This window comes from Paenibacillus sp. MT124, from assembly GCF_058792755.1.
Map to the genome: position 1 here is coordinate 983,717 of NZ_CM179500.1, position 22,545 is coordinate 1,006,261.

The 22,545-nt window shown below is 43.1% G+C and carries 22 protein-coding genes; 17 read left to right on the top strand and 5 right to left on the bottom strand.

Annotated elements, in window-relative coordinates:
* The first annotated feature begins 303 nt into the window (after nt 1-303).
* From AC3RCI_RS04555 to AC3RCI_RS04595, 9 genes are all read left to right on the top strand, one after another.
* Entirely contained in the window at nt 304-1,479 is a 1,176-nt protein-coding gene (locus AC3RCI_RS04555; RefSeq protein ID WP_492527656.1) for a CdiA C-terminal domain-containing protein, read from the top strand.
* A 6-nt stretch (nt 1,480-1,485) separates the two neighbouring features.
* Nucleotides 1,486-1,992 carry a hypothetical protein gene (locus tag AC3RCI_RS04560; protein WP_492527658.1) on the top strand — a complete coding sequence of 169 codons (507 nt, stop codon included), beginning with the start codon at nt 1,486-1,488 and terminating at the stop codon, nt 1,990-1,992.
* A gap of 76 nt (nt 1,993-2,068) precedes the next feature.
* Nucleotides 2,069-2,548 carry a hypothetical protein gene (locus AC3RCI_RS04565; protein WP_492527660.1) on the top strand — a complete coding sequence of 160 codons (480 nt, stop codon included), beginning with the start codon at nt 2,069-2,071 and terminating at the stop codon, nt 2,546-2,548.
* Between the two features lie 203 nt (nt 2,549-2,751).
* Nucleotides 2,752-5,889, top strand: coding sequence for a DUF3427 domain-containing protein (locus AC3RCI_RS04570; RefSeq protein ID WP_492527662.1), 3,138 nt, complete (start codon nt 2,752-2,754; stop codon nt 5,887-5,889).
* Nucleotides 5,890-6,430: 541 nt separating this feature from the next.
* Nucleotides 6,431-7,165 (top strand): restriction endonuclease, encoded by a 735-nt coding sequence (locus AC3RCI_RS04575; protein ID WP_492527664.1) that lies wholly within the window; start codon nt 6,431-6,433, stop codon nt 7,163-7,165.
* Between the two features lie 229 nt (nt 7,166-7,394).
* Complete coding sequence (locus AC3RCI_RS04580; RefSeq protein ID WP_492527666.1) at nt 7,395-7,721, top strand: nucleoside triphosphate pyrophosphohydrolase; 327 nt, start codon at nt 7,395-7,397, stop codon at nt 7,719-7,721.
* The gene (locus tag AC3RCI_RS04585; RefSeq protein WP_492527668.1) at nt 7,705-10,149 is read left to right on the top strand and encodes a DEAD/DEAH box helicase family protein; all 2,445 of its coding nucleotides are present in this window, start codon (nt 7,705-7,707) and stop codon (nt 10,147-10,149) included. Before AC3RCI_RS04580 ends, AC3RCI_RS04585 begins: the two co-directional genes overlap by 17 nt.
* 605 nt (nt 10,150-10,754) lie before the next feature.
* Nucleotides 10,755-11,996, top strand: coding sequence for a WXG100 family type VII secretion target (locus AC3RCI_RS04590; protein WP_492527670.1), 1,242 nt, complete (start codon nt 10,755-10,757; stop codon nt 11,994-11,996).
* Nucleotides 11,996-12,481, top strand: coding sequence for a hypothetical protein (locus AC3RCI_RS04595; protein ID WP_492527672.1), 486 nt, complete (start codon nt 11,996-11,998; stop codon nt 12,479-12,481). The genes AC3RCI_RS04590 and AC3RCI_RS04595 overlap by 1 nt, the downstream gene beginning before the upstream one ends.
* A gap of 573 nt (nt 12,482-13,054) precedes the next feature.
* Here the strand turns inward: AC3RCI_RS04595 and AC3RCI_RS04600 are convergent.
* Together AC3RCI_RS04600 and AC3RCI_RS04605 are read right to left on the bottom strand one after the other, a co-directional pair.
* The gene (locus tag AC3RCI_RS04600) at nt 13,055-13,822 is read right to left on the bottom strand and encodes a MerR family transcriptional regulator (RefSeq protein ID WP_492527674.1); all 768 of its coding nucleotides are present in this window, start codon (nt 13,820-13,822) and stop codon (nt 13,055-13,057) included.
* Nucleotides 13,797-14,723 (bottom strand): DUF2268 domain-containing putative Zn-dependent protease, encoded by a 927-nt coding sequence (locus tag AC3RCI_RS04605; RefSeq protein WP_492527676.1) that lies wholly within the window; start codon nt 14,721-14,723, stop codon nt 13,797-13,799. Before AC3RCI_RS04605 ends, AC3RCI_RS04600 begins: the two co-directional genes overlap by 26 nt.
* A gap of 272 nt (nt 14,724-14,995) precedes the next feature.
* Here AC3RCI_RS04605 and AC3RCI_RS04610 point away from each other — a divergent pair, with 272 nt between their 5' ends.
* From AC3RCI_RS04610 to AC3RCI_RS04620, 3 genes are all read left to right on the top strand, one after another.
* Entirely contained in the window at nt 14,996-16,285 is a 1,290-nt protein-coding gene (locus AC3RCI_RS04610) for a galactokinase (protein ID WP_492527678.1), read from the top strand.
* A 288-nt stretch (nt 16,286-16,573) separates the two neighbouring features.
* On the top strand, nt 16,574-16,858 hold the full coding sequence (locus tag AC3RCI_RS04615; protein ID WP_336781332.1) for a hypothetical protein: 285 nt from the start codon (nt 16,574-16,576) through the stop codon (nt 16,856-16,858).
* 48 nt (nt 16,859-16,906) lie between these two features.
* Complete coding sequence (locus tag AC3RCI_RS04620) at nt 16,907-17,215, top strand: hypothetical protein (protein WP_492527680.1); 309 nt, start codon at nt 16,907-16,909, stop codon at nt 17,213-17,215.
* A 57-nt stretch (nt 17,216-17,272) separates the two neighbouring features.
* Here the strand turns inward: AC3RCI_RS04620 and AC3RCI_RS04625 are convergent, their stop codons facing one another.
* The 3 genes from AC3RCI_RS04625 to AC3RCI_RS04635 all read right to left on the bottom strand — a co-directional run bounded on the left by AC3RCI_RS04625 (nt 17,273) and on the right by AC3RCI_RS04635 (nt 18,997).
* Complete coding sequence (locus tag AC3RCI_RS04625; protein WP_492527682.1) at nt 17,273-17,590, bottom strand: hypothetical protein; 318 nt, start codon at nt 17,588-17,590, stop codon at nt 17,273-17,275.
* Nucleotides 17,591-17,829: 239 nt separating this feature from the next.
* On the bottom strand, nt 17,830-18,372 hold the full coding sequence (locus AC3RCI_RS04630; RefSeq protein ID WP_492527684.1) for a hypothetical protein: 543 nt from the start codon (nt 18,370-18,372) through the stop codon (nt 17,830-17,832).
* A gap of 346 nt (nt 18,373-18,718) precedes the next feature.
* Complete coding sequence (locus AC3RCI_RS04635; RefSeq protein WP_336781329.1) at nt 18,719-18,997, bottom strand: hypothetical protein; 279 nt, start codon at nt 18,995-18,997, stop codon at nt 18,719-18,721.
* A 149-nt stretch (nt 18,998-19,146) separates the two neighbouring features.
* Here AC3RCI_RS04635 and AC3RCI_RS04640 point away from each other — a divergent pair, with 149 nt between their 5' ends.
* The 5 genes from AC3RCI_RS04640 (at nt 19,147) to AC3RCI_RS04660 (ending at nt 22,442) form a co-directional block, all read left to right on the top strand.
* Entirely contained in the window at nt 19,147-20,589 is a 1,443-nt protein-coding gene (locus AC3RCI_RS04640; RefSeq protein WP_419720019.1) for a lipase family protein, read from the top strand.
* A gap of 35 nt (nt 20,590-20,624) precedes the next feature.
* Nucleotides 20,625-20,918: a hypothetical protein gene (locus tag AC3RCI_RS04645; RefSeq protein WP_492527686.1), complete on the top strand. Its 294-nt coding sequence runs from the start codon at nt 20,625-20,627 to the stop codon at nt 20,916-20,918.
* A gap of 29 nt (nt 20,919-20,947) precedes the next feature.
* Complete coding sequence (locus AC3RCI_RS04650; protein ID WP_336781326.1) at nt 20,948-21,310, top strand: hypothetical protein; 363 nt, start codon at nt 20,948-20,950, stop codon at nt 21,308-21,310.
* Nucleotides 21,311-21,354: 44 nt separating this feature from the next.
* Nucleotides 21,355-21,876 (top strand): hypothetical protein, encoded by a 522-nt coding sequence (locus tag AC3RCI_RS04655; RefSeq protein WP_492527688.1) that lies wholly within the window; start codon nt 21,355-21,357, stop codon nt 21,874-21,876.
* Nucleotides 21,877-21,941: 65 nt separating this feature from the next.
* Nucleotides 21,942-22,442 carry a hypothetical protein gene (locus AC3RCI_RS04660; protein ID WP_492527690.1) on the top strand — a complete coding sequence of 167 codons (501 nt, stop codon included), beginning with the start codon at nt 21,942-21,944 and terminating at the stop codon, nt 22,440-22,442.
* The last annotated feature ends 103 nt before the right edge of the window (nt 22,443-22,545 follow it).

Sequence of the window (22,545 nt, forward strand, 5' to 3'; positions counted from 1 at the left end):
GGTTATAGATTCTCCAGTTGAATCGTGAAAGTACTTAAAGAGGGTAAAACTTTCAAACGAGGATTAAATTGTTTGTTACGACGATAAGCTAAATCGGTGTTGTTGCAGTGATGTTTAAAGAGATCAGGAGAGTACTTTTAAACAAATGTGTGTGCACTAATGCGAAAGTATACCACCTAAAAGTATGTTGCTCGACTACCGTATAACCTTAGAGAAAATGAATCCCTCGTTTGATTCCAATACCCCTTCTGACTTGTTAAAATTTAGGTATATATACTACGGTCAGGTTGGCGGTGAAGAGGAATGCAGCGAATTGAGGTTCATCCCGATGTATTAGATGAAAAGGCGAGGTTCGTTCAGCAAAAGAAACAGGAACTGGAGCGGATGGTCTGGGAACTTGAAAAGTCGATCTATCTCTTACAATCCGATTGGTCTGGCGTAACAGGAGAACGATTCTTTTGGGACTTCATGCAAGTAAAAGAAATTTTCCCTACGACATTGGGTCTCTTGGATAAAATACAGAATGAGTTTACCTTTGTAGCCAAAAATTTCAGGACGACAGATGGTTCAGGCGAGGTTGCGCTCTATATTCCCGAGGAGCTTAAACCAACTTTTGCTAAGGGGCTTGCGGATGGTTCAGTTGGAGAAACGGTAACTGGAATGGGGCAGACGGCCGAGGCGCTCTTTTATGATCCGTTCGGCACGGTGGCTAGTTTTGCCTATGCGATGACTCTTGGTAAAGTTGTCGATGCTGGGCGAGGCATTAAGTTTGCTTGGGATGCAGCATGGGGAAATGGTACGGCCAGATCCGATGTGGAACAATTTGTGGAAGAGCAGAAGAAGCAGGTAGACCAAGATGGACTTGGTTATTACAGCGGATCGATGGCAGGTCAGGTACTGGCCTATGCTTTCTTTGGCAAAGCGTTTCGGGCTGCTGAAAATAAGCATAGCGATCTGGGAGGGTCGGGTGGAAGTAAGCCGGAGGCAGGAAAGGGAACTGGAGGGACAGGCAGTTACAGTAGGAATAACCTAATAGAACCTTCTTTACCACTAGGGGGAATCCCTAAAGGAAATTATGCTAATGTTGAAGGTGGACGAGGAAATGTTAGGCAAAATGAATCTGCTAATTTACTCGCAGAACAGGGTTATGATATAGAAATGTTAGATGAAGTTGTTGGCGGGAATGGTTATGGTATCAAAAAAGGAAAAAATCCAGATTTTATAATTGAAGGAAGAGTTTTTGATTGTTATTCACCTGATACTGATACTCCAATTGATAGTATTTGTGCGAAAATAAAAAACAAAACGAAAAATCAGGCGCAAAGAATTGTGCTGAACCTGGATGATTACCCTTCGGAGAAAATAGATGAACTCCTGGAAACTATTTTGAGGCAGACAAATCCACAAGCAAACTTAAAGCACTTGGATGAGCTAACTATGATTAAGGATGGAAAAATCACAAAAGTTTTTGGGAGGTAGTAGAAGGTGGACTACGAACTATTTATAAATAATAGCTCTGAGGCAGAAAAAATAGGTAATATTATATTTGAAATAATGAAAGAAGTTATAGGTAAGGAAGTCAAATTCGAAAAATTGCAGCATAAATTAGGGTATCAATATGTTTACATTGAATCAGAATATTTAACAATTGATATTGATTTGGATGATGAAGATGGTGAAATGGAAGAATACCACGAGATGAACCTGAAATATTATAGCGTAAATACAAATATGCGTATCAATATTCAACTGTTCTCACAGACCTTTGATACAAGTTGGTCGAAATTGATTGAAACAGTGGGGCAATTGTTATCTGTTGTGGAAGGAGATGTACTTTTGCTAGATGATAGATCCTTTCCAATAATGAAGAGAACCAACAATGTCTTGCTTGTAAATAATGATTTAGATGAGTATCAAATCAAGTATATTACTAAAGAAAGCTTAAAACTTCTTAACTGTCATTATGTAGAGAGGAGTTTCAAAGCTGAATAGAAATCTTGTAATTGATGCGCTGTGCAATTCAACCTCAATAGTTTGAGGATTTTGCATATTTCAGGAGAGAAAAGTCATGGAATATTCTCTAAAGGTTACTGGAAAAGAAGAGGCGTTATGGTTAAAGGAATTATTAGAAACTAAAAATCTCGAATTTCGTTATATAAACAAACAACATAATTCATTGTCTATTGATGAATTTGATCTAGCCAATGGTCTGAGAATAAGTGTTTATGAAAATAATTTTCCACCCAATCATCCGGCGGCTACTTATGAAACTATGTTTCAAGAAGAGGACTTTGTTTATGAACAAACAATATCTTATGAGTTAGAGAATAACGAACAATTCGAACTTTGTTATAAAACGATGTACGAAGTTTCTTTCTCTATCTTAGAATCTCTCAAAGTAGATGGGGTATTTTATCATACATCAGGAGAAGAGATATTTTTCTATAGAGATGGAAAGTACACCTTTAACGGGAAATATCTTGAATTGCTCGAAGACCAATACAGCGAAATTCTTAAAAGTATCAATTATACGCTTTTTGGTAGCTAGAGATTAAACTTTAGGACATATTCGAAATGAAATTAATTAAGCACTTCTACCAATACAAGAGTAGAGGTGCTTTTTGCTATGAATTCAAAACAACTAATGAAATCTTCCACACGTTGGACGATAATATAGTAGAAACATGATGTAGTTCTAACCTGTACATACAGAATATCTACAACCATCCTACACCCACACGAGGTATATTCATGAAACAAGGCATATATGAACAGCTTATCAACACCATCACCAGGCAGGAGATTTCGGCACTAGATCCGGATGTGTATAACATTGGGACTGAGAAGCTGGATGCAGAGGAAGCGCGAAAACTACTATCCACGTATTTGGCTGCGGTGACCCGCCGAGCTCTGAAGATTGTGAGAGAACAAACCGAAGATAGTACAGCAGTACTTGCACAGATCCGTACATCTAATGAAATTATCGCTACGTTAAAAGAGACGCTGGGGGAAGAGGAGTATAGTGAATTACAGCTGGATGAGCAAGGTGAAGTGCTGACCCATGTATATTCCAAGCTAAACAATATTCGGGCCGTACGGAATTCTAAAATCATTCGCCCAGATACGCCTATCGCTCAAAGCTCATTATTTACTGGGGCAAAGTCTGAGCCGAGTATGCTTCTGGAGTTGCAAAAAGAGATCGTGACAGCAGACCGGATCGACTGGCTCGTGTCTTTTATCAAATTCAGTGGGCTTCGCCTACTCTTGGAACAACTTCAGCAATTTACATCTGGTGGCGGGAAGCTGCGAATCATCACGACCACCTATATGGAAGCGACGGACCTTAAGGCCATTGTCGAACTCAGCAAACTGCCCAACACCGAAATACAGATTTCATATGATACGAAGGTTACACGGCTACACGCCAAAACGTACATTTTCCACCGTGATACCGGATTTACGACCGCCTATGTAGGCTCTTCCAATCTGTCCAACCCTGCACTGACCAGTGGTATGGAGTGGAACCTCAAGGTGACGGAGAAGGATTCACTCGATGTATTGCGCAAGATTGAAGCGACTTTCGAGAGTTACTGGAACGACCGTGAATTTACAAGGTATGTGGCTGAGAATGAGAGACATGAAGCGCAGCTGAAGGCGGCATTGAATCGTAAAAAAGATAACCTAAATGCATTTCACCTCGATATCCAGCCATACGATTATCAAAAAGAAGTGCTGGAGCAGTTGCACGCGGAGCGTACACTGTATGGGCGAACCCGTAACCTGATCGTCGCTGCCACAGGTGTGGGCAAAACGGTTATCTCTGCTTTCGACTATAAGCGGTTTCTGGCAAGCTGCGCGGGAGCCAAAATTCTTTTTGTCGCACATCGTGAAGAAATCTTGAAGCAAAGCCGTGATACGTTCCGGTATATCCTGAAGGATATGAACTTTGGTGAGCTGCATGTGGGGAATCATCAGGCACAGGCGCTTGAACATCTATTTATTAGCATTCAGAGCCTTAACTCCATGAAGTTGACAGAGATCACAAGTCCGGAGTTTTACGATTACATTATTGTGGATGAATTCCATCACGCTGCAGCACCTTCGTACCAGAAGTTGTTGTCTCACTATGAGCCGAAGATTTTATTAGGATTAACAGCTACCCCTGAAAGAATGGATGGCAAAGATATTACCGCCTACTTCGATCATACGATTGCCGCCGAGATTCGTCTGACCGATGCAATTGATCGGAAGCTGTTGAGCCCGTTTCAATATTTTGGCGTAACCGATACCGTCGATCTGTCCCGAGTAAAGTGGTCACGTAAAGGGTATGACCTTAATGAACTGGAGAAGCTGTATACTCACAATAAAATCCGAGCCACTCAGATCATCCATAGCCTGAACAAATACGTGACTGATCTTGAAGAGGTCAAGGGACTCGGGTTTTGCGTAGGGGTGGATCATGCACTGTATATGGCAAAAATCTTTAACGAAGCAGGCATTCCATCCATGGCCCTGCATGGCGGGTCGAACGAGCAGGAGCGTCATTCTGCGAAAGGGCAGCTGGTGAGCGGGAAACTGCGAATGATCTTTGTGGTTGACCTATACAATGAGGGCGTGGACATTCCGGAAGTGAACACCATTTTGTTTCTAAGACCTACCGAGAGTTTGACTGTATTCCTGCAACAATTGGGTCGCGGATTACGTATGGCAGAGGGCAAAGAGTGCCTGACCGTGCTCGACTTCATCGGGCAAGCGCATCAGGAGTACAATTTCCAGGACAAATTCCGGGCCCTGATCGGCACAACCAAACACTCCATCTCGCACTACGTCGAGCACGGCTTCTCCAATCTGCCTCGCGGCACATTCATTCAGTTGGAGAAACAGGCAAAGGATTACGTCATGCGTAATCTGAAGCAGATGAGCCGTAGTCGCAGAGCGTTGATCCAGAAGCTGCAAACGTTCCAGCAAGACACCGGATTGCCGCTGACGCTGGCTCATTTTGTGGAACATCACGGAATGACACTGGTTGAATTCTATGGCGGGCGTTCGGGAAGAAGGTATTTCCGCGGTATGTTGGCCGAAGCTGGATTGACAGAGCCTATCGAGAATGAGCAAGAGGAATATATCCGCAGAATTCCATCTGTGCTGACGATCAACTCCCGAAGCTGGCTGACGTTCCTGATCGACTATATTGAAAAAGAGAAAGAACCCACGACAGCTGATGAACGGCGCATGTTGATCATGTTCTATTACACCTTCCATCGGGCTGCACCTGAGAAGCTGGGACTGAACAGTATCGAAGACGGTGTGAAGCGTGTACTGTATTGTGAGGCATTCCGGGCAGAGCTTGTGGATATCTTTAAATATAATTTGGCTCATCTGCGATTTGTGGATAAAAGCAATTCATTCCCGTACACTTGTCCACTGGATATCCACTGTATGTACTCTATCGACCAAGTGCTTGCTGCCTTCGGCTACTGGAATGTTGAGCAATCGCCCGCCTTCCGTGAAGGCGTGAAGTATTTTGCCGATGAACAGACCGATATCTTCTTCATTACGCTGAACAAATCGGACAAAGATTTCTCTCCATCTACGCTGTACGAGGATTATGCGATTAATGAACGTTTATTTCATTGGCAGACACAGAGCCGGGTGTCGGAGCATACGGCTACGGCGCAACGGTATATTCATCATCGGGAGACGGGCAACCGGATCGCGCTGTTCGTGCGGGAGTATAAGGAGGAGCATGGCTACACGTCTCCATTTGTCTTTCTGGGCGAAGCCGATTACGTAAGTCATGCAGGGAATAAGCCGATGAGCTTCGTGTGGCGGTTAAGGGAAGAGATGCCTGCGAAGATGGTGGCGGTGGCGAATAAGTGTATTGTTTGAATGAAATGAATGACCTGCTTATGTATAGCAGGTTTTTTTGTTTAATAATGTATTTTATAGTGGAAATGAGTAGTTTATTATCGGATAATAAGTCTGTGGTCCTAAATTAACTTTGACTTTACTGATCTATTAGACCTGTGTAAAGGTGCGTCGAAAAACAAGAAAAGAAGGTGATACATTGGGAAAAGATGTAGTATATGCCTACAATATCAACAGTAAAAGAAACGCTATAAATTTTGTACTGCAGTTGGATTAATAATAATATTGTTTAACGTGACAAACACGACTAAAGAGATTTTGATCAAGGTCGTAAAACTTTGATAGAAGATTTAAAAAAAGCGACTACACAACAAGAGTTAATATCTATTTCTATCTTCAATATGGACTTGGGACAGAATGGCTGGGTTCGTGGAGAATATTTTTTGTTAGACTTCAATAAGTCAGATTTAAAGGAGTACTAATGTACATATTATTTATGGGGCATAGTAAATAGTTAAATAGAGATATTAATAACATTATCAAATCCTTAAGGAGAATATTAATGAAAGAAATCATATGGTTCGTCATTGGAATTATAGCCCTAGGGGTTCTTGCTGGATTATTACAACCTTCAAAAAAGAAAAAAAGAAGAAGTTCCAGCACACGGAAGATAAAGACTACCAAAAAGCCAGTGAATAGCGGTTTTAATCGTGCTTCTTCTACGTGCAGACCTGACGAAGTGATTCTAGCTTTGCCGTTAGATAAAATGACTGGAGCAGAGTTTGAACGCTTGCTTACGCTCTACTTTAGAGACAAAGGTTATACGGTAAAAGAAGTTGGCGTTGGGGGTAAAGATGGTGGAGTAGACCTGGTTATCACGGACAAGCGTGGTGAGAAAACAGCGGTTCAGGCAAAGTGTTATGCTGAACATAACAAGGTGCAGGTGATGACTGTTCGTGAACTAGTAGGTGCGAAGAGGAATCATGACTGTATTTTATCTTTAATCGTAACTACATCTGATCTTACAGGTCCAGCAAGAAAAGAAGCAGATCAATTCAAAGTGGATTACTGGCACGGTGGATTAGTAGACAGTAAGCTGCGCAGTTGGGGGAAATGGACGCCATCCATTAAAAAAGCTAAAACCATTACCACCAAGAAAGATCAATCTTCATCTAAGATAGTATCTAATATTAAGTGCAGCTGCGGGGCTGCAATGGTTAAACGAAAGAATAAGGCTGGAGCGGAATTTTGGGGATGTAGCAACTTCCCGAATTGTCGAAAAACAAAAGCTATTTGATTATCCACATTTAATGATGATAGAAATAAATGATTCTAAGTAAAAAATGAACAGCTCGTATAATTGAAGGCTCATTTTAACTCGATTTCGAGTGAAAATGGGCTTTTATTGAATAGACATGAGGATGTACTACTTTACAACATCAACGCATCTCTCCCCATGGCAAATGGTATAATGGCAAAAAGGGAGAAGGCCGAAGGCTCCCACAATAGAAAGGATGTTATACCACATGCCTACATATAACAAATTGGTACGGGACAAGATTCCGCATATCATCACATCCAGTGGTAAGGAATGCCGGATACGTATTCTGGACCCGGAGGAGTATAAGCAAGAACTAAAAACGAAGCTGCGTGAAGAGTCGGATGAGTACATATATGCAGCGAACGATCAGGAAGCGCTGGAAGAATTGGCAGACATGTTGGAAGTGATCCGGGCGTTGGCGGAGGTGCATGGTGCGAATGCGGGCCAGCTTGAAAAACTGCGGGCGGACAAAGCCGAAGCGCGTGGCGAATTCCAGGAGCGGGTGTATCTGATCGATGTCGACGAAGCTTAACGTTAAACTCATTACAGATAACTTGGCAGACGAACTCATTTCCCGGATGCAGCATGCGTCCGGGATTTATATTATGACTTCCTTTATTATGCAGTCTGGTGTGAAGCTGCTTGCTCCGCATTTGAAACGGGCAGCAGAACGTGGAGCCGAGGTGCGGATGCTCGCGGGAGACTATCTGTATATCACGCAGCCGGAGGGCTTGCGGGCATTGTGTGAGGTCAATCCACGAATTGAAGCAAGACTGTGGCGAAGTATGGGAACTTCTTTTCACCCGAAAGCCTATCTGTTCGATCATGACAACGGGGAAGGACTGCTGATTGTCGGATCGTCGAACTTTTCGTTCACGGCGCTGAAGACGGGGTATGAATGGAATCTCGCAATGAATGCAGAGGCAGAACCATATACGTTCCAGATGGCTTTGGACAAGTTCATGCAGAGCTTCTATCATGAGACGACATTGCCGGTGAACCCGGATTCAATTGCGCTTTATGAAGAAGAGTACCGAAAGTACCACCAGAAGAACCCGGAGATGATCCAGCGGATCACGGAGATGGAAGAAGCGGAATTTGGGACGAGACTGCCGGAAGGAACAGAGGAAGAAACCACCGAGCTATCGCTTGTACCTATTCAGCCACGTTTTGCTCAGTTGGATGCGCTTGAGGCATTAAACGCTACCATGGAGGAACAGTATGACAAAGCCATGGTCGTTATGGCGACCGGGCTTGGCAAAACGTATCTGGCAGGCTTCTTCGCCCAGCAGTTCCAGCGGGTACTGTTTGTGGCACACCGGGAAGAGATTTTGTTCCAGGCGAAGAAGTCTTTTCAGCGGATCATGCCGGAGCGCAGTCATGGTATCTACAACGGGCAGCATAAGGATGGAGCAGCGGATTGTGTGTATGCTTCGATCTTTACGCTGAGTATGCAGAAGCACCGGGATGGGTTTGCGGCGGATGCTTTTGATCTGATCGTGGTAGATGAATTTCATCATGCGGCAGCGAAGACGTATATGTCGGTCATTGAGCATTTTCAACCTAAATTTCTGCTGGGCATTACGGCTACTCCGGATCGGCTAGATGGCAAAGACGTATATGCGCTCTGTGATGGGAACGTGGCCTACCAGATGCATTTTATTGATGCGATCCGGCGAGGATGGCTTGCTCCATTTCAATATTACGGGGTATTCGATGATACGGATTATTCGCAAATTCGTTGGATCGGGACAAAGTATGATGAAGAACAGCTTATGGCGGTCCAGTTACATGAGGAGCATGTGGAGAACATCTATTCAGCCTGGATGCGGCATAAACAGACACGAACGATTGGCTTTTGCTCGTCGATCCGGCAGGCAGAATATTTGGCAGCGTATTTTCGCAGTCAGGGGGTGAGGGTGCTCAGTCTGCATTCGCGCACATCGGAGATGTCACGGGAGGAAGCGATCCGACATCTTGATGCGGGTGAACTGGAAGTTGTGCTAACGGTGGATCTGTTCAACGAAGGGACGGATATTCCAAGTGTGGATACGCTGCTCTTCGTGCGCCCAACTGAATCACTTACGGTGTTTACCCAGCAGGTAGGCCGAGGTCTGCGGCTGACGGAGGGTAAATCACATTGTGTCATTATCGACCTGATCGGAAATTACCGAAATGCGGATGTGAAGCTGAGTCTGCTGGATGTGCGTGGTGAGGAGGAACGAAGCGGGAAAGGAATGGATTCGGCTGTGCCGGAAGTTCCGGACAACTGCGGGATTCATCTTGAGACCCGAGTGGTGAATCTGCTTCAGGAGCTAAGCCGTAAACGACTGCCACGCCGCGAGAAGATGCAACAAGATTTTCTGGATGTGAAGCGGGAACTCGGGCATATTCCGACATATCTGGAGCTACACCTCATGGGACGTTCCGGAAGTATAGGGTATCGGAGCGAATTTGGCTCGTATGTTGGGTTTCTCTATTGGGCGGAGCTGCTGTCCTCGGTTGAGGCAGAGGTGTATGTCCGCCATGAAGCGTGGCTGCGCGATGTGGAGAAGACGATCATGAACAAAAGCTACAAGATGATTGTGCTGCTGTACATGCTGGAGCGAGGCGAGGAGCACTGGATGGACCCGATCAAGCCGGGCGAGATGGCGAGATTTTTCCATACGTATCTGACGGAGAAGGAATACCGGAAACGGAAAGACTTTTCGGACAAGGACAAGCTTACACTCTGGGAATGGAACGGGAAAACAGCAGCTAGAATAGAGAAATTGATTATAGAAATGCCAATGTCTATGTGGGGTAAGGCGAAAGGGAGTATGGCGAGTTTTGAGGATGGGATATTCTCACTGAACGTACATGTGCAAAATGTGGAGGAACGGGCATTATTATACCGTTGGACAAAGGAGATTTGTCTATATCGATTGCATGCGTATTTCGAGCGTGGAAAAATAAATTGATATAAAAAAGCTGCTTTTGGAATCAGTTAGACTGAATTTTAAAAGCAGCTTTTTAATCATAAATATGTCCGAATTAGAAAAATTCACTGCGAATTAACAGCGGCCTCACTTTTTCGTTTCTTTATGAAATCTTCAGGTCCACTTTCTGACTTAATTTCGAGAGAGGGGAAGTAGTAATATAGTGAAACTTTAGTATAAGGATCCTGTTTAAGGTGACCTTTTAAGACCATAGTTGAGGACATCGGTACATTGATATAAAATTCAGTGAATTTAACTTCAGCGTCATAATATTTTCTGAAGAAGTCTTGACCGATAGGGATTGCCTTTTGATAATATTCCTGCTCTTCTTTATCGGACAGCCTCCCACAAGCAGTTAGTAGGGTCACTAAGACAATGAAAATTAAGCTGTTACGGATATAAGTAAGCAATTGGATTCACACCCTCGCATTTATCATTGGAAAATATTTTAATCTATGGGACTTGGGTAGTAAAGAAATGATGATTACTCATTTTTACAAAGGTTAAATCAGGAATTTGGAAGGATGTCTCCACAATATAACTTCTGCTAACATGGTGGAATCCTATTATAAATGACGGAGAATAATATGAGTAGAATTAAAGTTACAACGGAGCAGCTGTTGCATGTATCCAGACAGATTGAGCAGGGGAGACAGCAGTTGGAAGGTATACGAAATGACCTGACTGCTCGGATTGGATTCATTCAGTCTCAGTGGGCGGGAGCAACACAAGAACGGTTTTGCTATGATTTTCAGCAGTCACGTTCTGTACTGGATCGAGCGCTGGAGAGTATGGTGAAATCATCACAAGATCTCATGGCGATAGCTGAGAGATTCGAACAAGCGGATCAGGAACAGGTGAGCCTGGGAGCTGTTACTGGAAATATTGCTTCAAATATGATGGCAAATCATGCTGCAGGTGACACAGTGGATAAACAGAAAATGGTGTATAATCCGCTGTTGAGAGTTTATGTCCCTGCGAGTGAAGCCGAAAATGGTATGACAGGACAAAAAGAATTTACTGAGTACTGGAATAATGGTGGTACTTATAAGGAAATGAGAGGTGGGCCACAGCAATCTGAATCCACTGGTAGGGATATTTATGATGAACAGATTAGCTCTTTTAAGGAAGGGATACATCCGGCAACAGGAGAATCTGTGCCAGCATGGCAAGCAGCTGTTTCTATAGGTAGTCTGCAACTCGGTAAAATCGCGATCGCTTTCACTGGAATGTATAATAGGGGCTATAAGGTTCCTAGAGAGGGATTTAGATTACCAAAAGACACGGCTGTAAAGCCTGGTCAAATTCAGAACCGACCATCTCAAGATAACCCAATGCTCAGCAAAACGAATAAAGGATTAGAAGTTCAATATACCAACGTTACTGGAAACAAAATCTTTTGGGTAGAGCAGAATCCCAAAAATATACCTAATGCTATAGAAGCTGCAAAAAACAGCCGAGACACAGGGAAAGTTGTGGAAGGAAAAGTTGGTGAGTTTGTAGATCGCCATGTCGGAGTAACTGGGTTTGGAGTGGAAGTTAAAAATATAGATAATAAATTAAGAGTTACGGATTTGGATGTTGTTACGAACTCGCAAATTATTGAAGTGAAAAAGTCAGCGGGAGCAGTGAAAACAGACCAAATCGATAGACTAGTAGATACAAATAATAAAGAGTTTTTTAATTATGATAAGAAGGAAGTTGTTTTATATATTGATGCACCACTAGAAAAAGCGGGCCCAATTGCATCTGAGAAAATTGATTATATCAGGAGCAAGGGCGTCAAAGTGGTTAACTCGTTGGAAGAATTAAGGGAGGTACTGAAGTAATGGCATCTGCTTTTGTGTTGGTAGAAGAAAACAGTAATATTCCCATAGACCGATTGGTTCGAGACATAGAACAAACTTGTTTGGAAGCAAAGTTAAATTTAGTTTTTGGGATTCAAGATATAGATTCAGAACAGAACATGAAACATTGCGCCTTAGGCATTTCACTCCCAGACCAACAAGTGTTAGATCATGGTGAGATAAATACTACGATCAGAGTCGATGTATATGATGAACCAGCTCCACATCAATACAGAGAATTAGAATGGAGAGATACTAGGCAGATATATTTTAACACGCTCATTATCGATGAAGTATATCAACATGAAGAGGTCGCGCTAACCTTTCTGTATCATTTTCTAATGAGGTACCCTCAGATGGTGGTATGGATGGAGGAAGACTGGGTCTATACATTATCTGACCTGGAGAAAGCTCTGAAAACTTCAAATCAATCTGATTGGTGTTATGTGAATCCGAATACTATATAAGTAATACAAAATCTCTGAGTAGATTTCAAAGATCTTGGAGGACTAGGTAACATCTCACTAAAAGGACCTTTTCTTAACGCCAGACAGGAGCCGCTTAATCTTGCCCAACAAAATGCGTAGGGGAGATTCATTTGGCAAAAAGTGCAATTCGTTATGCTAAACAAACAAGGTATATTCAGGATGCTCAATTAGGGAGAGTGTTACATTGTATTTTTAATGTTATTGATGGTAGTAGGTCTGTAGAGCTCATCGAACATGAATGGTTGCTAAATGCAATAAACGATTGGTGGAGCTACTTTTAAGATATGCCGCCAGGATTAAAGGATATTGAATTAGACAAATGGCTTACAGATGTAAACCTTAAAATCTTGCATAACTAACATGAGAATGATTGGATAAACTCATTGCAAGCAAGAAGGGGATTTGTCTATATCGACTGTATTGAAATCGAGTATAAGACAAAAGATTTTCACAAAAAAAGGCTGCTCAAATTCAGTTTATCTGAGTTCATAGCAGCTTTTTAGATTCTTTTAAGAATGAAGTACCATATGATCGGGAGCTAGATTTTTCATTTTAGGGCTCCCCATCTTTAATAAAAACCATAATAGCTTCATACAAAAACCTCAAAAAGTCCTCATCGCCAAACTGAGCAAAATAACCAGCATAGCGGCGATCTGATACATAGGCTTCTGCGATACAACTCAAAATCTCTGCATCACACACCATAAATGTTTCGAGGCAGCTTTTCCATTCCCGAATGTACTTTTGCACCTCGACAGAAGCGGGAGACTGATCCTGGTGTTGAGCCAGCTTACGAAATACCTTCTCCATGTTTAACGAAAACTGCTGGTTGGCTTGTTGTTGCTCCTCGGAAGACAGGCGGTTCACATTTTTCTCAAATTCCTGGTACTTTTCCGTATCTCCATAGACGAGCTTCGCCTCGGAGTCGTATTGCTCTTGAATGGACAGGATGGGGGAGTCGTCAAACATATTGAGATGAACGATATCCGTCCCATCTACATACTCGTCCAACTGGCTGATGATGGTTTCGAGCTTTTGCTTTCGTTGCACAATTGTACTGCGATGCTCTCTTAAGATTTCTTTCTGTTCTTTCTTGGAGAGCTTCATCATGGCTGCAATGTCCTTCAATGGAAAATTCATTTCCTTGAACAACAGAATCGTTTGCAACTTCCCCAGTGCTTCCTGATCATAGAACCGATAGCCATTATCCTCGACTTTGGTCGGTTTCAATAGATTGGTTTTATCATAATAATGTAAGGCGCGCTTGGTAACGCCCGTAATCTGAATGATGTCTTTAACGGTGAAATAGGGTGTCTTCATTCCAAAAGTCCTTTGTTTCAGCAAGGATCTCACTTGCCGGAGTGATGGTTGCTTCGGTGATATGTTTGCCTGTTTTGTTCAAATAGTACTGAATTAAGTGATAGCCGCAGGCATAGCCAGCAACATAAGGCATCCCTACGGGAGTAAAGTTCTGCGTTCTTGCAAGATCGTCCCCGTATAGAAAGGGATTAATCTGCTCGAAGCCTGTAATATGCAGTTGGTCCTTCATTTTCGGTTTAATGATTGTATTTAGGGTTTCCATATTCGTTTTGGCTACCCAGGGTCCTAATAACTCTTCACCATACAGAGATGTTGCGAAGCTTTCTGCGAGTCCCTCACTAACGACCATTTCTCCTAGCGTAACATACGGATCCCACTGAATAAATTGATATCTCACGTTATGATTGCACTCATGGGCTAATACGGATTGGATGCGAGGTAACGTATATGCATTCGGGATCAGGTTCGCGATAATATAGCCGGGGATTCCACCATCTCCGCAGATTCCTTCATTCATTTGCATTGCCTGACTGTTCTGATCTCCTATTAAAACGGTGTATAGATATTCCGATATTGGAAGCGGAGTGCCATTGTCCGTAAATGTGGTTAGGCTTGCCCTAACAGCTTCATCGCATTGTTGCCAGAATGCTTCAGATGAAATAGCTGCGAGTGGTTCGTTAATTTCAGGCGTGATGCCTGCAGGTGAGATGTTCATCAAATTATTCATCGTGATAACGTCAAAGCCATGAGGCTCACTTGATCGAAAGGGGATCTGTTGAATGTTAAACTTCGGCATAAAAGGGCCCATCATCTCCTGCCGGTATAACTCCAATTTCTGATCGGGTGACGTATGAATAATCTTCTCATAAATTTTATCTGAACGTAACGGGGTAATCTTCATTGTAATCTCTCCTTCTTGTAAGCTTGATTTGATTATCAAGTATCACCTTACGTAACAGTCAAGGAGCTAGAAGAAGAAAGTTATACAAAAGGTTAACCCCAGAACGACAAATCCAATACGTTTCATAAAACGTTTACAAACTTTCAATTCTGCCCTACCTTTTTAGGAGCGAAGCTGAGATAATGGGAGAGGAATATGGCAAAGAAACCAAAGGCAGAACAGTCTTCACCCACAGCATAAATAAACGCTACATACCCATAGGAGGAGTAGAGATGACAACACAACCATTACAACTGATCCAGTCCGCAGAAGGCCAAGCATTGCTTGCTCAAATGTATGGACAACAGCAGGTAGAGGAACAGACTGCACGTTACACGAAGCTAAATGCTACCTTTGAAGAGTACTTTGGTGTGCAAGAGGGCAGCAAATTGTTTAGCGCCGCAGGACGCAGTGAGATTGGTGGTAACCATACGGACCATAATCATGGCAAGGTACTGGCAGGCAGCATTACGCTGGATACGATTGCAGTGGCGGCACCAACCACGGAATCCGTGATTACCTTTTATTCGGAAGGTTATGAGAAGAAATATGTAATCGATCTCACAGATCTGACGCCGAAGGCAGAAGACGACGGTACGACGGCGTTGATTCGCGGTATGGCTGCGGGATTCGGAGAGTTTGGATACAAGTTAGGCGGCTTCCAGGCGTACATCTCCAGTAACGTGTTCTCTGCATCGGGTCTAAGCTCGTCGGCTTCCTTCGAGATGCTGATCTGTACCATTCTGAATCATTTTTACAACGAAGGAACGCTGGATGTTGTGGTGATGTCCAAGATCGGTCAGTATGCGGAAAATCAATATTGGAATAAACCTTCCGGTCTGCTGGATCAGATGGCTTGTGCTTATGGTGGTCTGATCGCGATTGATTTTGCGAATCCGGCTGAGCCAGTCATCGAACCTGTGCAATGGGATTTCCAACAGAATGGCTACTCCCTGGTGATTGTAAATACAGGCGGAAACCACGCCGATCTGACCGAAGATTACGCTGCTGTGCCGTATGAGATGAGAGCGGTTGCTCAGGCGCTGGGCAAAGAGTATGTTCGGGAGATTACAGCCGAGAATATCTACGCGAACCTCAAGCAGGTACGTGAAGCTGCCGGAGATCGTGCGGTGCTGCGTGCACTTCATTTCCTGGAGGAGAATAACCGGGTAGATGGCCAGGTGAAGGCATTGCGGGATGGACGTTTTGCGGACTTCCTGAATTTGATTACAGCGTCAGGAAACTCGTCCTGGAAGTGGCTACAGAATGTATATCAGAGTGGTTCTGTGAAGGAGCAGGAGATTGGGATTGCGCTTGCCCTGACTGAAAACTATCTGCAAAACTTGGGCGATGGTGCTTGCCGTATTCATGGTGGTGGATTCGCTGGGGTTATCCTGACCATCCTTCCAAACGACAAAGTCGAGGAGTATATGTCCTGGATGCACGGCATGCTGGAAACGCCAATTATTGTCGTGAACGTGCGCGCACAGGGTGCAGTGTGTCTGAATGAATTGATTAGCTAGGTATAAAGTCATTCTTCCCATTAAATTTATGGGTAACGTGTAACGCTTCGAACATAAATGATTGTAGAACGTGAACAAACGAATCAGAAGAATAAATAAATGTTCAACCAAGTCCGGGCCTGCCCGGGCTTTTTGGTTTATTTTAATTTTGACTAAAGTCCAAACTTTGAAGATGATTTACGTGTTGTTTAGGTAGAGGGTTAGAAACGGCGGGCAGTTGCTTGGATGGGATTTAACATGTAACAGAGGAATATTTCAGTACGTTTTGACAAGGGGAGGGTATGAAGGATGACTATAACCAAAGTGGCGGCTGAGCTTGAAGAGGAACAATTATATCAAGAGTTGAGGCGTGAACTGGAAGATGTAGAGGACGGCGAGCAGCGGCAAAGAGTCCTGAATCGAATGATCAGACAGCTCAAGTTTGCCAAATGGAGAAAAGAACGAATGCACAAGTTAGACACCTACTTCCAAAATGTAAAACCGGTAACACTTTGGGTTATTTTAGCGACCGGGGCACTTACGCCAGTACTGTTATTTAGCATGTTCATATGGGTGTCGCTGTGGGTGGAATGAGATGGAAGCAGCGAGGGTAATTACCTTGTATAGGGGAAAAGCAAAAGATTGACATCAAGAGACAAGGGAGGTACTTATGATATTTGCCGTTTTTTTGTTGCCATTCTATTCAGTGCTCTGCTGATCTTTCGAATGGATGAAGGAAGAAGACTGAGAATCAGCGCACTAACGGTTGTGGTGTACTGCATATTGCTGTGTATATTGCTTGTCTTTCAATCGGTTAATCAGGGTGAAGATTTTATGTATCTGGGATTCTTCAATATAACCTATGTGGCGGCCAAAGTATGGATTAACATTTACGTCGTCATTGCGCTGGCAGCGTTCTTAACGTATCTGGGTGCGAGCGAAGAGGAGTAGGTGTTTTGAAGTTATGGCAGCGGCGAGTGAGATTGTATGTATAGATGTATTTGGATTCTATTTCTTTTGATCAAGAATTTCTTTGGGAACAATCGCATTCTGCACTTCAAAAGTATCATAATTGACGAGAATCGTGATCTCCGTATTTTTATTATTCTTTACATGTCCGCTCAAACTCACATTATGACTCAGGTCAGCGGGAAGGAATTTGTGATCTGTGAACTCTACCTCCACACCATAGTTCTCCTTAAGATAGGTGAGACTCACTTGCTGGGCTTTCTCTAAAGTTTCCTTTTGCTCATTAGACATACAGCCGGAAAATAAAAAAATGCATATAAATAAGAAAGAAAAAGTAAGATATTTTTTTATGAGCATGTTAACTTGATTACTCCTTGCTGCTATTAATTGAGTAGGATGCTGTTCCTTTCTAAAAAGAAGCTATAAATTTTCTAATCAAAACTAAAACAGCTCTTCTCCTTCATTAAAATAACGATGCAACCCCTTTATATATAACATATTACAATTATATTTGGAATTAATTAGTGTAAAAAAGAGAACCGAAAATCACCAGAATGGAGCATTCGAATGGTTAGCGGTTCTCTGAGTTAACTTTATTAGTGTGACCCTTGCGGCTGTTTCTGTTCCAGAGGTTGCACTTGCCCTTGCATATACTGGTGATATTCACGGAAACTGCTGATATGATGCAAAGCATCCGTTTTGGATGACTGGATTTTGATCTTACCGTTTCCAGGGTTCTTTTTCATCTCGGTCAGTGCTGATTTGGATCCTTCGATATCACCTGACATTTCCTGAATTCGCTGCAGCAATGCGGGGTGCCCTTCATGCTGAAGCATTTCAGCAAGGGGTCTCATTTCCTCAAGCTTTTGACTGGATCGTTCGAGTGTGGTCATCACCTGAGCCCCATCGGTATGGGAACTCAATGAGACCATTCGGTGAATATGATCTTTCTCCATACGCTCCAGTGCCTCAAGATGAGAAGCCTCAAGTCGCTTGGGGTCATTCCAGCTTTCAACTTGAACCTCTGGTTCATTTTGCTGTGATGCCTGGTCTGCACTATTTCCGTTATTCCCGCATCCCCATATTAATGATGAACAGGTCAGGATTGCACCGACTGCAATGATGCGTTTCAAGCTCATGTTGTCACTCCTTCTATTTTTTCCTGAAGGTAGTATGAGCCAACATATATCGAATCATGCCTATTCCGCAGAATTTCTTTCCTGAAATTACGCATATCCCCAAAAATTCTGGTAACAACAGCCTACGTTAATTCTGTAGTGATGGTACTTCTATGTCATTAATTGCAGACTTTTAGCTTATTTTTGCTGACCTGTGTTTTCGGTATACGCATCTTGATTTATAATTAATTTTATTTGAATAAGAGGTAATTATTACAAATGGACTACATCTAACGGTTACACAAAGAGACCCGATAGTTCTCCGGGTCGATGTTTGCTAACACAGCTATTTCATTGCAGTGATTCCTTAGGATGAGGGGATTTCCTTTTTTGGATTACGGCTATCAATGAACCAGCCTGGTCCTTCGACACTGAGAACTTCCTGTGTGTCATAGTTATACGAAACTGTAATCCGTTCATCTTCATGCCCCTTTACATAACCGTACAGGTAAAGACGCGAATGGATTGAAGGATCGTCAACATCGTGACTGGTTACAACAAATTCAGCATTGTAATATTGCTTGATGTACTCGGTGCTGATAGGCGTAGCAGTTTCTACAATTTTTTGTTGGTCTGCTGTGGACATGCTCGAACATCCTCCCATTGCAAATGTAAGAATAAGCAGGATTGATGCCATGACTAGCTTTATTCTCATTGGCTGAATTTCTCCTTATATGGAAATAAACTCTAAGGACACTTTAATACAAATATTTACCGTAGACAAGGTGGGATATGATGACGTACATAAATGACAAGTATTACTGGACCATAGCAGATGAGGTATATAAACGCGACCTTCCTTCCTCTGGATACAAGAACGAGAATCTCCCCGGTTGGACTATAGTTGAACCTGAAGGTGCATTGCTTCATGATACGAACGGTTCAGGCTTTGATGCTTCAGTGTTTTATAATGAGAGTAATAATCAAGTTATTATTGGATACAGGGGAACTGAGCCTCCTAATCGTCCTAAATGGAGTGTGCTAACAGATTGGGAGACAGATTTAAATGATGTTGTAGGCAATCGCGCCAAAAATTTAGAGGAAACTCACAATTATATGGAGCAATATAAGGATGAGATCGCCGAGTTGCCTTTACATAAACAGATGCCCTTTATTGAAGCTGAATCCAGATATCAGAATAATCAGTTTGTTCAGGCGATGAATCTTTACAATAAAGTGAAAGAACAGTACCCGGAAGCTGAAATTTCGACAACAGGACACTCATTAGGAGGGGCACAGGCTGAGTATGTTGCAATACGTAATGGGGTTTCCTCTGTAAGCTATAATCCACCAAGTATTGTACATTTGCTTCCTGATGATCTTCAACAGAGGGTTCGTAATGGAGAATATACAAAAACAAATGTAGCCTATATTCATCCAGGTGATTCGGTAGGTTCCGGTGTAAAAGACGCAGAACCGCATGTTGGAGCGACTTATTATATTAATTCGACGTTCAAAGATGCTAATAGATATGAAACAATACCTATGGTTTTTCCTGTGGCACAGGATACCTGGTGGGAACAAAGGTTGTTTGGTAATAAGTTGTCTTTTAAATTTATTCGTGTTCCTTCCATCTCGGGAGAACAGAGCGTGCTGTCCAAATTTCTGGATTCTATGTTGGTTGGACAAAAAACGCACAGTATGGATCACTTCACTTTCGATGAAAAAGGGAACATAAGCAATACATTGTATACGATGGATGGCCAACGAGTTAAAGGTCAGCCTAGAGTAGACAATTATGCAGATATGATGCTGGCGAGAGAAGAATTCAAGGGAGCGTTGACTTCACTTATTGAGAAGCATGGTTCATCCATGGGAGGCTTTGGCCAATTTGCTGCAGCAGCCTTGGGAATTACTCCTGAACATATGAACAGACAGAACTCGGCGTACTATGTCGGGGATCGAAATAAAGGTACCATTCAGCTAACACCTGAGGAGCTCGGACAGGCTGCCCGGCAGATGCGTGATAGTTTACATGGCTTTTCGAATGACGCAAGTTCCTCAATACAGATGTTTCAAGCGCACATTTCAACAAGTGAGAGTCAGTCATTTACTCCGATTGCATATGATGCAACAGCAACTCTGGAACGAGTGAATCGGTGGTATCAGGAATCCATCACTGAAATCGCAGACTACATTGAGCGGAAGAGACAGGATTTTATCTTAGCCGATCAATGATGGTTAGTTCTAGTGAAAGTACAGGAGGTGTACATATGGGGAGAATATCTGTATCGCTGTCCGATTTGAAGAGAGCAGTCCAACAGTGTGAGCAGCTACAGCAGCGATTAATTCAACAGGAACAACAGATGGGAAGCATATATGGAAGGTTGCAAGAATGGAAGGGCGAATCTGCAGTCCAGCTGTCAGCTAAAATGTCAGCATTTCTCGAAGGCACTACGGCCAGGTTATCTGAGCTTGAAGCACACAAAGAACAATTAAAACGATATATTCGAAAAATGGAAGAGGCAGACCGCGAAGAGCATCGAAAAGCAAGAATACCTCAATAATGCGTAAGTTCACATCTAGGGAGGAAGCGATGCACATCTATAAGAATCCGATTTGGCGCTGGACCTTTACACTGCTGTATCCAGCCATTATTTTCATCTTTCAGAGCTGGGGGCCGATATTGGAATCATGGGCGGGTCCCATTATCTTTATTGCTTTATTTTGCTTTCTGTGGAGCGGGATTGAGGAGATGTTCATCTCGACAGGGCTGACCTGGTTAGTGGCCATCCCGTGCTGGTGGTATTTTTTTGAGCGTCCGCAGCCGTCTTTCGGTGCGGAGAATTTTGCGGCACATTTATGGTTAATTGTCATTATATATATCGTTTTCGTCCTCATTCCTCAGGCACTGATCCTGACCACTCGTCTACGGATCATGGATTATTATAAGAAGTGATGGGGGAGTTACATCGCGTTTCAACGTAAGGGAGGAGGGGACATATGGAACGTAAAAAGAAACGGGGAGCATATGTAGCGTTGTATGTATTGGTACTCGCAGGGCTCCTGCTTTTGATCCGTTCATGCGCCCCACAGGACATCGATTCCATGCTAAGCGAGGATGGCATTCATTCAGAACAGGTAATGGTTGTAACCCCCATAGATTCACGAACTCATCTGGTTTTATATCAGAATATTACTGCTGATGGCTTAGCATCCGGATTGATTGAGCAAGAGCCATGGTCATCCCGGGTCACGCTGCCACAGGACGTTCTTCAGGATAATCCCAATGAGTCGATATCTTCTCATAGATCGGGATACCAGATGCCCGATGAGAAAACGTTCGATGTTGCATACGGATATGTCCACGATCCGGAGATAACGAAACTGCGCCTTCGATACGAGCTGAATTCATCGTCTGAGGAAGTGGAAGCCGATATTCTTGAACCCTCGAATAAGAATGAAGAGAGGCTATGGTACGCCATAATTCAGCACCCGACAACGGGGATACAGCTCGAGATATAGGGGTTGGACAATGGAGGCCAAGTGATCTACTCATCGCAGGAGAACGAAGATTAGGAGGAATGTTCTTGAATCATGTAAAAAGAATAAACAAACCCTACTTCATCTTCCTGGTCTGGAACGTACTTATGATCTTTGCCATACATGGGTTAACATTTCAACATGAAGCTGGTAGAGGAGTCTCCGGCAATGGTAACCCGGGGATACTCATCTTGTTTCCGTCCCTTCTTACGTTTTTGATCCTGTGTATCTGGACGGTGTCACTGTCCAAGTGGTGGTTATATGATCAGCGTCAGCGCTGGGGCAAGAAAAAACATGTCATGGTACTCCTGGCTGCTTTGCTACTATGCGTGTTGTCTGTCTTTTGGCAACTGTTTATAATTAAGGACCTGCGAGTGCAGCTAGGTGGTTTCACGAATGATCCAAATTCGGTGGTGTACCGTTTTGGCTGGTTGAATCAATATACGAATACTCTTTATTATAATGTTCCAATCCTGCTGTTCGGATTGTCATTGTCTATATTCATTGGTTGGTTAATGGAACGGAGTCTACGCAAGAACGGTTCATAAATCACTTTCCATCTTCTTTCACATATCTGAAATAACCCAACTAACACCCAAATAAGCCCTCTTGTCCGGTTTGACCAGTCAAGGGGGCTTACTGTTTCACCTT